The organism is Nitrosospira sp. CT (genome assembly GCF_059489795.1).
Map to the genome: position 1 here is coordinate 163,639 of NZ_JCAHZJ010000063.1, position 11,273 is coordinate 174,911.

Sequence of the window (11,273 nt, forward strand, 5' to 3'; positions counted from 1 at the left end):
GAGAGGCAATGGTACTCTCTCCAGGTAAGCCTGCTCTGCCCCGACAGCATTTAGACCGTCGGGCAAAGCCCGACCTACTGATTATCCAGCAGCCATTTTTCAAAGCGTGTTTGCTTTCCTCGGAAGCATTATCTATGGAGTGGAGAAAAAAATGAGTCCTATGCGACAAGAAGGCCGGGTAAACTGGCTTGTCCTTATGCTGATCGTTTTTGCCGCATCAATGGCTTACTGGCTCTGGCGCGCCCATGTCCAGGTTTCTTACGAAATCGACCTGGCCTGCCGCCTTCCGGATGCCAGTGCCTGCTCCACGGCCAAGGCGCGCTATATGAATAGCTTCTATGCAGCCTGGTTTTCGCAGATGTTCCCGTGGATTCTCCCGTTTGTCCCCGCCTTTATTTATGTTTTCTTTTTCCGCTGGCTACGCAGGAACAAACAGGTCTCTGGCGATTAAAAGCTCCTTATTTTTTATTCCGCTGTTCTTTCGCGGTGCAAGGTGAAGGAACAGGGAAGCGGGAGGCAACGAAGGATTCAGGGTGAACGGGAAAACCTATTCCGCCCGAAGCGCTTCAATCGGATTCAACCGTGCCGCTCGCATGGCGGGAATAACGCCGGCGGCGAGGCCGATCAGCACAGAAATTCCGAGTGCGCTAGCAGTGTAATTCCATGGGATCTGCACGGGCAGGCCGATTGACAGGGATTTCAGCAGCCATGCTATTCCCACGCCTGTAGCCAGACCACCCAAACCGCCCAATGTGGCAAGCACCGTGGATTCCGTCAGAAACAGAATACGGACGCGGGCACGGGTCGCCCCCAGGGCGGTGAGCAAGCCAATTTCGGCAACGCGTTCAGTCACGGCAATATGCATGAGCGTGACCATGCCGACAGCACCCACCAGCAGGGAAATACTGCCCAGCGCTGCAACCGCAAAAATCAATACGTCCAGAACGGTATTCAACGTATTCAGCATTTGCTGTTGGGGCGTGATGGTGAAATCTTCCCGCCCATGCCTTGAAACGAGAATGCGGCGTATATCGTCCACCACGGCTTCCAGTGGCGCGCTTGGCCGATAGGCAATGTTGATTTCCATTACACCTTCGCGATTGAAAATTTCCAGCGCACGGGTAGTGGGAAGGAAGACCGTATCGTCCAGATCGAATCCCAGCACCTGCCCCTTCGATTCCATGACGCCTATCACACGGAAGCGCGACAGGCCGACTTGCAGCGTAGCCCCCAGAGGATTCGCACTGCCGAACAATTCCGTGCGCACTTTGGAACCCAGCACCACATAGGCGCGAGGATTGCGAGGATCATCCTCCGGCAGAAACCGTCCGCTTGCGACATTCATGTTGAATGTATGGGCGAAATCCGGGCTTTCACCATAGACCGTGACCCGCCGGCTCCGTCCGCTCGCCCGTATTTCCGCATTGCCCATCACGCCTGCGTTGACGTGCTGGACATAGCGGGAATCCTTCAACGCCAGCGCATCCTCGATCGTGAGGAGCCGCGCACTTCCGATCGCGCCCAGCGATCTGCCGTGGGTCCTGATTTTTCCCGGCGTGACCGTAATGATATTGGTGCCGAACTGGGTGAACTCCGAAATCACGAACTGGTGAATTCCTTCCCCAATGGAAGTCAGGAGGATAACCGCGGCAATCCCGATGCCGATTCCGGTTGCGGACAACAAGGTGCGCAGGCGATGTGCGGTGAGCGAGCGCAGGGCGAAACGCAGCGTATCGATAACACTCATGCCGCCTCTTTCATACCCCTTTTATATCCATTCTCTGTTTGCCCCCCATTTCCGCTTATTTTCCACTCAGTGCGCGTACGGGGTCGAGCCTGGCGGCACGTGCTGCCGGTATAAGGCTGGCCAGCAGGCCTGTTACAAAAGCCACTCCCACCCCGGCAATATTAGCCCATGCGGGCGGCCACGCAGGAAGCTGCGGATAAGCGAGCCGGATCAGCAGGCTTCCAAATTGTCCCAATGCGAATCCCACTATCCCACCCGCCAGTGACAACCACAACGCCTCGGCAAGAAACAAACGATGGATTTCGGCGGAAGGCGCGCCAATGGCTTTCAACAAACCGATTTCGGAGGTGCGCTGACTGACCGACACCAGCATGACATTCATTACCAATATGCCGGCTACCGCCAGGCTGATGGCGGCAATGCCAGCTACACCGAGTGTCAGCGCCCGCAGAATGCGGTCAAAAGTGGCAAGCACTGCATCGTGTGTAATTACCGTGACGTCCTCTTCCCCATCGTGTCGCTGCTTTAAAATGTCGCGAATTGCTTCTTTGGCGGGCAAAAGGTCGCTGCGGCTTCTGGTTTCGACCAGAATACGAAAAAGGGACGATGTGTTGAACAGGGCCTGGGCATAATCGATAGGAATGATGACAATTTCATCGGTATTGAAGCCCATCGTTTCGCCTTGCGGCGCAAGCACGCCGGAAACGAGGAAGCGCCTGTCACCCAGCCTTACCCGTTGACCGATAGCACTGCTTTGGGGAAAGAACTCCTGCGCGAGCTGTGCACCCAGAACGATTTGCGCGCTGCGCTCACTTCCTTTTTCCCGGGCAAGAAAACCGCCCTGCGCGAGATTCATGTGCCTTATCGGCAGTATATCCGCTGTGCTTCCCAGCACCGTCACTTCGCGCAGGCGCCCGGCGGAAGCAAGTTCGGCAACACCGACGTTGAGCGGCGCATACCGCTTGATCTGCGGCAGGTGGACAAGCGATCGCGCATCTTCCAGCGTCAGGTCGCGTGGGGTCTGTCCCAACGCTGCACCGGGGAAGCTGCCAGAAGTTTCGGCACGACCGGGCAAGACGATGATGAGATTGGTTCCGACGGATGAAAACTGGCGAACCACGTAGCCGCGGGCGCCATCCCCCAGGGCGGTCAGTACCACCACTGCCGCCACCCCCAATGACATTGCCAGAATGATGAGCAACGAACGGGTGCGGTAGCTGGCAACGGTTCTGATGGAGAGACTCAACGTGTCGCGAAGTTTCACGTCAAATCTTCATTCCTGCCACACTTCGCGCCATTTCCACGGCGGCTTTGAATAGGGATCAGCCCACAATCCGCGCTTTGCAGCCTTCGCATCGGCCTGAAGGGGGTTGAGGTCATTGTCTTTTACATCGTGATCGTAAACCCAGGCCATGCCGCGCCGTACCTGCTCTGCCCCGGCATCGACATCACCACAGAGGACTTGGGCAAACATGCGGCCATACTGGTCTTTTCCTTTCGGAATAACCGTAACCTGCTGCCAGAAACAGAGATCGGAGAGAGATTCCCTGGAAAGCTTGCCAAAAGGCTGATTCGCTTCAGGCGCATCGATGCCCGCAAGGCGTGCCCTTACCCATTCCTTGTTTATTACAAGGGTAAGGGTGTCTCCATCCGCAACATGAATTACCTGACCGCTGAGGTCAGCATAAGCCAGGCAAGGAAGAAAACTGAAAACCCCGATTGCCAGAGCAGCCAGAATATGCGGCATTGCAGGCCCTCGATCCATCTCCCCGAAAGAACCGAACCTGTGAATGCGCAACTGACAGGACAGGGAGCTGTGATAGTACAAAATGTGCCAAGTTCATTATAAACAGTTTTATGGTTACCATAGGATTTATTGCAAACCCATGAGATCCTAAAAATGGGAAGTCGATGCAGATCATGCAAGGGTGTTCCCACCTGGAAATTTATCCTGCCTCTCGTCGGATACAATTTCTCCATCACGCATCGCGATATGGCGCTGTGCTCTCGCCCCCAATTCGCGATCATGCGTCACCACGATCAATGTTGTTCCCGCCCTGTGCAAACCTTCGAGCAGCACCATGACTTCCGCACCAATACGGTGATCGAGATTACCCGTTGGCTCATCCGCCAGCAAGGCAGTAGGCCGCAGGATGGTAGCACGCGCAATGGCGACGCGCTGGCGCTGGCCGCCGGACAGCTCGGGAGGCCGGTGCGCGGCCCGATCCTGCAGATTGAACCCCCGCAGCGCCTCATTCACGCGCGACTTTCGCTCGGCGGGTGGAATTCCCTCCAGCATCAACGGCAGCTCGATATTTTCCGCGGCAGTCAATCGCGGCACAAGATGAAACGACTGGAACACGAAGCCGATTTTTTCCCTGCGAACACGTGCCTTCTCGATCTCCGACAGATCGGTTACATCCTTGCCGTCGAGTTCATAGCGTCCGCCGTCCGGCTGGTCGAGCAAGCCAATGACGTTGAGCAGAGTCGATTTGCCCGACCCCGAGGGACCCATGATTGAAACATACTCTCCGGTACCGATTTCAAGATCGACTCCATTGAGCGCTCGCACCTCCTGGTCTCCCATATGGAAAACGCGTGAAATGTCAGTAAGACGAATCATTCTATTCTGGCGAAGTGAATCAATGGGTCGCCCCATTGGATTCACTGCTCGGCAACCTTCTCCCGGACTTGCATGCCGGCCTTGATTTCCTTTGCCTCTGATGATAGCAACACGCGATCGCCCTCCTTCAGGCCACCGGTGACTTCTGTAAATGCCCAGTTGGCAAGTCCTGTTTCCAGCTTATGTTCAACCAATCTTTTCTCCTCGTTCACCAGCAACACCTTGCCGCCCTGACGGATCGCCTGGGTGGGCACGCCCAACACATTCTCATGGCGCTCGATCACCACTTCGACATCGGCGCTATATCCCACCAGCAACGGCCGTTCCGGTATCTCTTCGAAATCCACTTCGATATCCACTGTGCGCGCCTGCTTCTCTACCTCCGTGACATAGGGCGCCACCCGCCGCACCTTGCCGGCGAAGGTCTGGCCCGGCAAGGCATCGATCGTAATGCGGGCAAATTGCCCGATCCTCAGCTTGGGCGCATCGACCTCATCCATTGGAGCGGTAACATAGAGGCAGCTATCGTCGATCAGATCAATAGCCGGCGGGGTGGGAATCCCCGGAGGTGATGGGGTGGTATATTCACCCAGTTCCCCGGTGACAAGCGCCACGATACCATCAAATGGAGCAACCAGAACCGTGCGCTCCAGCCCTGCCTCTGTTACTTCGACCTGTGCCCGCGCCCGCTTCACATCGGCAGTAGTCGCATCGCAGCTTGCCTGGCGTGCGCGTGCATCGGCATCGGCATTCTCCCGGTTCTGTGCGCTGACGAAGCCTCTCTCGGCGAGCTGACGCGCGCGCTCGGCCTCACGGCTGGCATGGGCTGCGATGATGCAGGCTTCACGGCGGCGTTCTTCCGCGGTGATGAGCTGGCGCCAGGCGAGATCGCGCTGAGCGGTCAGGTCCGTATTCCATAATTCCAGCAATACCTGTCCTTTTTTGACCCTGTCACCCTCCTTTACCAGTAACTTGACAATCTGTCCCCCTGCCGCTGGCGCAAGCTTGGCACGGCGGCATGCGGTCACTGTTCCGGCACGTGTATTCACCACGGTGGCTTCCACTGTACTCCGCTTGATGGTCGCAAGTTCAACCTCTATGGGGGCCGGACGCGTTGCAAACCATATTGCATAGCCCGCTACCGTGAGAATTACAATGATGATGGCGAAGCGAGCCAGTGTTTTTTTTGTTGGCATGGCGAATGGATAAATCGGGTAAAAGCAAGTAGATACGCAAATAGATGCTTCAAGCAGCTAAGGACACTGCCCATACTGCTCCATGAAGAGAAAAGAAGGAATTATCGCCCATATTTGACCGGGCCACTTGCGCCACGAGCAATTCGTATATGCACTTCTTTATTGAAGATCCAGGGCAGCCAGGGGGAGTTCCCCTTGCTGGCTCATGCCCGGGCTTTGCAATGCAGTATCGGGGCAGAGTCCGCTAGCCCGAACGCCAAGCAGCCGCAATTTCTTCTCCAGCTGCACCCGCCGCAGGCATTCCTGGGCTGCCTTGCGAATGGCAGCGGCATCCGCCGTGGGGACTGGGAGTGTGATATCACGGGTTACGGTGCGGAAATCTTCATATCGCAATTTGATGCCAATGGTACGGGCGGCATAGCCCTTGCGCTGGAGATCCTCGGCAACACCCGCGCATAGACCGGTGAAAATTTCCGAAAGGACAGGACGATCGCGACGCGCATGCAGATCCCGCTCGAACGTCGTCTCGCGGCTGATCGATCTGGGCTCCGCATGCCTCACGACGGGACGCTCGTCGATGCCCCGGGAAGCCTCGTACAGCCAGGAGCCGTTGCTGCGCCCGAACCGCGCCTGCAGGAAAACGATGTCAGCCTGTGCCAGATCGCCGATGGTGAAAATACCCGAGGCTGCAAGTTTTTGGTTTGCTTTCGGCCCGATGCCATTGATTTTACATACGGGAAGAGGCCAGATTCTGGCTGGAACATCCGCCATGCTCAGGAGAGTGAGACCATCCGGCTTTTCGAGGTCTGAACAGATTTTTGCCAGAAGCTTGTTCGGCGCCACACCAATAGAACAGGACAACCCGGTGCTTTCCCGCACAGCCTGCTTGATGCGCCAGGCAAGAGTCACGATGTCCTCAGCCGAGTCACTGAGATCGATGTAAATCTCATCGATACCACGATCCTCTATATGAGGCGCAACCGAGGCAACGGCTGCTTTGAACAGATTCGAATAACGGCGGTAAGCGCTGAAGTCGGCGGGCAGCAGGATAGCCTCCGGGGCCAACTGTGCCGCTTTCATCAAGCCCATGCCGGAGGAAACGCCGAAAGCGCGAGCCTCATAAGTGGCGGTGGTTACCACACCCCGCCCCGCATAACCTTTCAGTTTTGAAAAACGCGGCTTACCGTTGAAAAGTTCTGGCTGCTGCTCCGCGCTTCCGCCGATGACCACTGATAACCCCCGCAATTGCGGGTACCGCTTCAATTCGACAGAGGCGTAAAAAGCATCCATATCGAGATGGGCAACGCAGCGGCTCATCCCGCCTATCCGTTCGAAGCAAAGCGGCAAGACGGGAGCATTCGATCAGATCCTGCGCAAGGTCATGAGTGGTGGCGTTGAAAGCGCGGCGCGCGTACCGAGCAGCCCCGCCAGGGTCACGCCTGCGGCTCCCGCGCCTATGCCGATGAGCCAAATCCACGAATTGAAGGTATAAGTGAGATTCAGTGCATATTCCGCAACGACATAACCGAGCGCGCTTGCTCCCGCCGCCGCAAAAAAGCCGGCAAGGCCTCCCAATATGGCAAATTCAGCCGCCCAGGCGCGCGCCAGTTGCCTTCGCCTTGCGCCCAAGGTGCGGAATATGGCGGCCTCCTGAATGCGTTCATCCTGGGTGGAAACGATGGCGGCATAGAGTACCGCCAGCCCTGCCAGCAGTGTAAACAGGAACACGAATTCGACCGCCTTGGTCACCTGTTCGATCATTCTTTGAACCTGAGTGAGGATGGCAGCCACATCCAGCACGAGCAGGTTGGGAAATTCCTTGACCAGCTGGTTCGTCAGTTCCACATGCAGGGACGGAAGATAAAAGCTCGTCACATAGCTTGCCGCATATTGCTCCAGCACGCCGGGCGGCGTCACAACGAAAAAGTTTACCCGGAACGAGTCCCAGTTCACCTTGCGCAGACTCGTGACCTCGGCGGAAAACACGCTGCCCGCTATATCATAAGTCAGTGTATCGCCCACGTGGATCCCGATGGTCTTGGCAATATCCTCTTCGATCGAGATTTCCTCTTTTCCCCGGTCCTCAGGTTTCCACCAGCGGCCTTTGACGATCTGGTTGTCGCTTTGCATCTCGCTCGCCCACGAGAGGTTGAATTCCCGCTCCACCAGCCGCTTTGCCCGGATATCGGCATAATCCTCGGAAGCGATCGTCTTGCCGTTGATCTCGGTGAGACGCCCCCGCACCATGGGAAAAACTCTCGGCGGCTGTATCCCGTGCTCTTTGAAAAACACCGCCAGCGGCTCCAGCTGGTCCTCCTGGATATTTACCAGAAAATGATTGGGAGCATCGGGAGGCAGGCTGGTCCGCCAATTTCTCAGCAGATCGTCCCGGATCAGCGTCAGCGCCAATAGCGCCATCAATCCCAATCCGAGGGCCACGGCCTGCAGCACGCTCGCGGCGGCGCGACGGCGGATGCTTGCCAGGCCATAGCGCCACGCGCCACCTGCCTGGTTACGGATGTGGACCAGCATTCTCATCAGCAGGAATCCGAGCACGCCAAAAACCGCTATCGCCACGATGAAACCGCCAATGACGGAGGCACCGAGCCGCATGTCGCCCGCTTTCCACAGGAACAGCAGCGCCAGCACGCCCAGTCCCAGCCCATAGCCGGCAAGCCCCTGCGGCGGCAGGCCGATATCCCGGCGCATGACGCGCAGTGCCGGTACGCTGCGCAGGCTGAGCAGCGGAGGTAGCGCGAAGCCAAGCAATAGCACCATTCCAGTCAGCACTCCATGCACACCCGGCCATACCGTGGGCCATGGCAATTCGGCTTCGACCAATCCCGAAAGCCAATGGGTTAAAACCTGCTGAGCCACAAAACCGAGAAGACAGCCCAAGCTGCTGGCAACGAAACCCAGGATGAGAAAATGATACAGATAGAGGCGCAGCATGGCTCCCTGGCTTGCGCCGAGACAGCGCATCACTGCACAGCCGTCCAGGTGGCGCTGAGTGAAGCGGCGCACAGCCAGCGCCGCAGCGGCGGCTGCCAGCACCACGCTCGCCAGCGCAGTCAGGCTCAGGAATTTTTCCGCCCGCTCCAGCGCCGACCTGATTTCGGGCCGGGCGTCACGGATGCCCTCGATTTTCTCCCCCAGCATCAGGCGTTGTTCGGCCCATTTGCGGAACTCCTCCACATTACCCGAATCGCCGGAAACAAGCAGGCGGTAGCCAATACGGCTCCCCTGCTGGATCAGCCCGGTTGCCGGCAGATCAACTTCGTTGATCAGCACGCGCGGCCTCAGGTTCAGAAAACCGATCGAATAATCCGGTTCCTGCGTGATCAGCGCATCCACAGCAAAGCGGGATGACCCCACCTCGATCCTGTCCCCCCGTTTGAGAGACAAGCCGATCATGAGCTTCTCGTCCACCCAGACCGTGCCCGGGGACGGAATCCTGTTGGCAATATGGGTCACACGCTCAGCAGGCGGTGCTCCGTTGCCGAAATCCTCGCTGATGCGCAATTCGCCACGCAGCGGATAGTCTTCCGCCACGGCCTTGATTTCCGCCAGCAGGCTTTCCTCCCCTTTCGCGGTCATGCTCGGGAACTTGACGGCAGAGGAAATCGACAGGTTCCGGCGTTTTGCCTCCTCGGCATAATGCGGCGCCAAAGGATGATCCGAAAAAATGATCAGATCCGCTCCCAGCAACTGGTTGCCCTGGCGCGAAAGCGCCACCTGCACCCGGTCGGCAAAAAAACCGACAGTGGTCATCCCACCCACTGCGACGACCAGCGCAAATACCAGCACGCGCAACTCGCCCGCGCGCCAGTCGCGTCCAAGCATGCGAAGAGATAGCTTTAGAATGTTCATTCAATTATTAAAATCGCTGTTTGTACTTCCTGTTTTTGAAACTCGTAATGTGGGCTGATCGACAGGGCGAAATACGTCGGTACCAGGACAGTGCTTCTTGCCCCATCTGCTTATTGCTTCCAGAATGGGCTTGAGATCGTTGCCCTTCTCTGTAAGAACGTATTCGTAGCGAACGGGTTTCTGTTGATATACCCGCCGGGAGACAAGGCCTGCCGCTTCCAATCTTTTCAGGCGATCGGAAAGGATGTTCGAAGCGATATTTTCCGGCGACGAGATAAAATCGGCATAACGGCGTTTACCAAGCACCAGGTCGCGAATGACCAGAAGCGTCCATTTGTCGCCAAAGATATTCAATCCATTGGTAATGGGACATGAAGAGCGCTTGAATATTGCGTCATCACGCGCTTCCGCACCACCTGTCACAGCTTCCTCCTTCATCCACCCATAACTTATAACACTTGCGGGGGTTATAACATTTGCGGGTGAACTTTAATATAGTAACTTGCAATTCGCAACATAGTAGGCTAGGCTGCTGTCCCTTGCCACGGCAAGCTGATGAGTGGAAAGCTGATTGACAGGATGGAGAACAGCCGTGTTGATACTGTACCAGTTTGAGCGTACCTGGGGTAATCCGAATTTAAGTCATTTCTGTTGCAAAACAGAAACGTATTTGCGTATGGCAGGGATTGAATATGCAATCAGGACAACACTTCCACTGTTTGCGCCAAAAGGTAAATTGCCTTATATAAAAGATGAAAACATCAAATTAGCGGATTCCCGCTTTATCATCCGGCATCTCAAAGACAATTATAAAGACCTCGACGAAGGGTTGAATCCTGCAGAAGCCGCGCTATCCCTGGCCATGCAACGCCTAGTCGAAGAGCATCTTTTCTGGGCAACCATGTATACCCGCTGGCAATATACGGATGCGAACTGGCAGGTCAACAAGAAAGCCATTTTTGACGTCTTGCCCCCAGCAATCCGGGATGTCGCAGCAGTTATCTACCGCTACAGGATTCGGCGTCAAATTCATGGGCACGGCATGGGGCGGCATAAACCCGAAGAGATTTTTGAACTCGGGATGCAGGATATAGACGCACTTTCCGCATGCCTGGGCGACAAGAAATATTTTCTGGGAGATAAGCCCACCACGCTGGATGCGAGCGCCTTCGGTTTCCTGATCAATACCTTTGGTTGTCCTATCGAATCCCCTCTGAAGGAATATGGCTTATCGAAGGAAAATCTCAGAAACTATATTGACCGCATCAAGATGCAATATTATTCAGATTTGCAGTAGGCACTAACTGGAAGAGACCCTGGCGCTTGTAGTCAGTTGGAACTGTCAATTGCCTATTGTTGAACCGGATCAAAGCAGAATACTATGCAGGTTAGCTCAAAGTAGACGCCGCCTAACTCCAGTGTGACTTAAACAACTGGGACCAGCACCGGAACATTCACAGCATCGAACAGGAAAGAACGGCATGAATTTTTGGCGTAGATTGCCGCCAGGGATGCGGCTTCTGGTTGTAACAGGATTTGTGGCGCTGATGGTGGCGGTGGGAGCACAATTTCATGTGAGCTCTCAGGGAGACCGGTCTTCAACATATCCAAAAGGCTATCGCGGCGGGACCTGCACCATTGAAACCGAGACCCTGCTTGTGGGCTATTCTGCCTACTTCATCCCCAGTGACTACGAAATACCGGATGACCCCACCAGTGGAGTTGCCCCTATTAAACCGGACAGGATGCGGTTAGTAACTGGCTGCGGATGAATTGTCTTGGCGACTTCATCTTGAGCCCCTTGTGAGGATGATATTCATTGTAATCCTCGAACCAT

At 56.0% G+C, this 11,273-nt stretch carries 11 protein-coding genes; 3 read left to right on the forward strand and 8 right to left on the reverse strand.

The window, feature by feature from the left end:
- The first annotated feature begins 196 nt into the window (after positions 1-196).
- A complete protein-coding gene (locus tag AC52W5_RS10825; protein ID WP_495670997.1) occupies positions 197-451 on the forward strand; it encodes a hypothetical protein in 255 nt (84 codons plus the stop codon).
- A 96-nt stretch (positions 452-547) separates the two neighbouring features.
- On the opposite strand, the gene AC52W5_RS10830 is transcribed toward AC52W5_RS10825, so the two are convergent.
- From AC52W5_RS10830 to AC52W5_RS10865, 8 genes are all read right to left on the reverse strand, one after another.
- Positions 548-1,747, reverse strand: a complete 1,200-nt coding sequence (locus AC52W5_RS10830; RefSeq protein WP_495670998.1) for an ABC transporter permease — start codon at positions 1,745-1,747, stop codon at positions 548-550.
- 55 nt (positions 1,748-1,802) lie between these two features.
- The gene (locus tag AC52W5_RS10835; RefSeq protein ID WP_495670999.1) at positions 1,803-3,011 is read right to left on the reverse strand and encodes an ABC transporter permease; all 1,209 of its coding nucleotides are present in this window, start codon (positions 3,009-3,011) and stop codon (positions 1,803-1,805) included.
- A gap of 9 nt (positions 3,012-3,020) precedes the next feature.
- Complete coding sequence (locus AC52W5_RS10840) at positions 3,021-3,494, reverse strand: thermonuclease family protein (RefSeq protein ID WP_495671000.1); 474 nt, start codon at positions 3,492-3,494, stop codon at positions 3,021-3,023.
- A gap of 171 nt (positions 3,495-3,665) precedes the next feature.
- Positions 3,666-4,370: an ABC transporter ATP-binding protein gene (locus tag AC52W5_RS10845; RefSeq protein WP_495671001.1), complete on the reverse strand. Its 705-nt coding sequence runs from the start codon at positions 4,368-4,370 to the stop codon at positions 3,666-3,668.
- A 41-nt stretch (positions 4,371-4,411) separates the two neighbouring features.
- Complete coding sequence (locus AC52W5_RS10850) at positions 4,412-5,566, reverse strand: efflux RND transporter periplasmic adaptor subunit (protein WP_495671002.1); 1,155 nt, start codon at positions 5,564-5,566, stop codon at positions 4,412-4,414.
- A 159-nt stretch (positions 5,567-5,725) separates the two neighbouring features.
- The gene (gene dinB / locus AC52W5_RS10855) at positions 5,726-6,883 is read right to left on the reverse strand and encodes a DNA polymerase IV (RefSeq protein WP_495671003.1); all 1,158 of its coding nucleotides are present in this window, start codon (positions 6,881-6,883) and stop codon (positions 5,726-5,728) included.
- A 45-nt stretch (positions 6,884-6,928) separates the two neighbouring features.
- Positions 6,929-9,436, reverse strand: coding sequence for an ABC transporter permease (locus AC52W5_RS10860; protein WP_495671004.1), 2,508 nt, complete (start codon positions 9,434-9,436; stop codon positions 6,929-6,931).
- Positions 9,437-9,859 (reverse strand): winged helix-turn-helix transcriptional regulator, encoded by a 423-nt coding sequence (locus AC52W5_RS10865; protein WP_495671005.1) that lies wholly within the window; start codon positions 9,857-9,859, stop codon positions 9,437-9,439.
- 169 nt (positions 9,860-10,028) lie between these two features.
- Between AC52W5_RS10865 and AC52W5_RS10870 the strand changes: the two genes are divergently transcribed.
- Both AC52W5_RS10870 and AC52W5_RS10875 read left to right on the forward strand, forming a co-directional pair.
- A complete protein-coding gene (locus AC52W5_RS10870) occupies positions 10,029-10,733 on the forward strand; it encodes a glutathione S-transferase family protein (RefSeq protein ID WP_074973491.1) in 705 nt (234 codons plus the stop codon).
- Positions 10,734-10,917: 184 nt separating this feature from the next.
- Complete coding sequence (locus AC52W5_RS10875; RefSeq protein ID WP_495671008.1) at positions 10,918-11,208, forward strand: hypothetical protein; 291 nt, start codon at positions 10,918-10,920, stop codon at positions 11,206-11,208.
- Positions 11,209-11,273: the final 65 nt, after the last annotated feature.

Coding starts and splice junctions, on each gene's coding strand:
- AC52W5_RS10825 (WP_495670997.1), top strand. CDS start 197: ATGCTGATCGTTTTTGCCGCATCAATGGCTTACTGGCTCTGGCGCGCC.
- AC52W5_RS10830 (WP_495670998.1), bottom strand. CDS start 1,747: ATGAGTGTTATCGATACGCTGCGTTTCGCCCTGCGCTCGCTCACCGCA.
- AC52W5_RS10840 (WP_495671000.1), bottom strand. CDS start 3,494: ATGCCGCATATTCTGGCTGCTCTGGCAATCGGGGTTTTCAGTTTTCTT.
- AC52W5_RS10845 (WP_495671001.1), bottom strand. CDS start 4,370: ATGATTCGTCTTACTGACATTTCACGCGTTTTCCATATGGGAGACCAG.
- AC52W5_RS10850 (WP_495671002.1), bottom strand. CDS start 5,566: ATGCCAACAAAAAAAACACTGGCTCGCTTCGCCATCATCATTGTAATT.
- dinB (WP_495671003.1), bottom strand. CDS start 6,883: ATGAGCCGCTGCGTTGCCCATCTCGATATGGATGCTTTTTACGCCTCT.
- AC52W5_RS10860 (WP_495671004.1), bottom strand. CDS start 9,436: ATGAACATTCTAAAGCTATCTCTTCGCATGCTTGGACGCGACTGGCGC.
- AC52W5_RS10875 (WP_495671008.1), top strand. CDS start 10,918: ATGAATTTTTGGCGTAGATTGCCGCCAGGGATGCGGCTTCTGGTTGTA.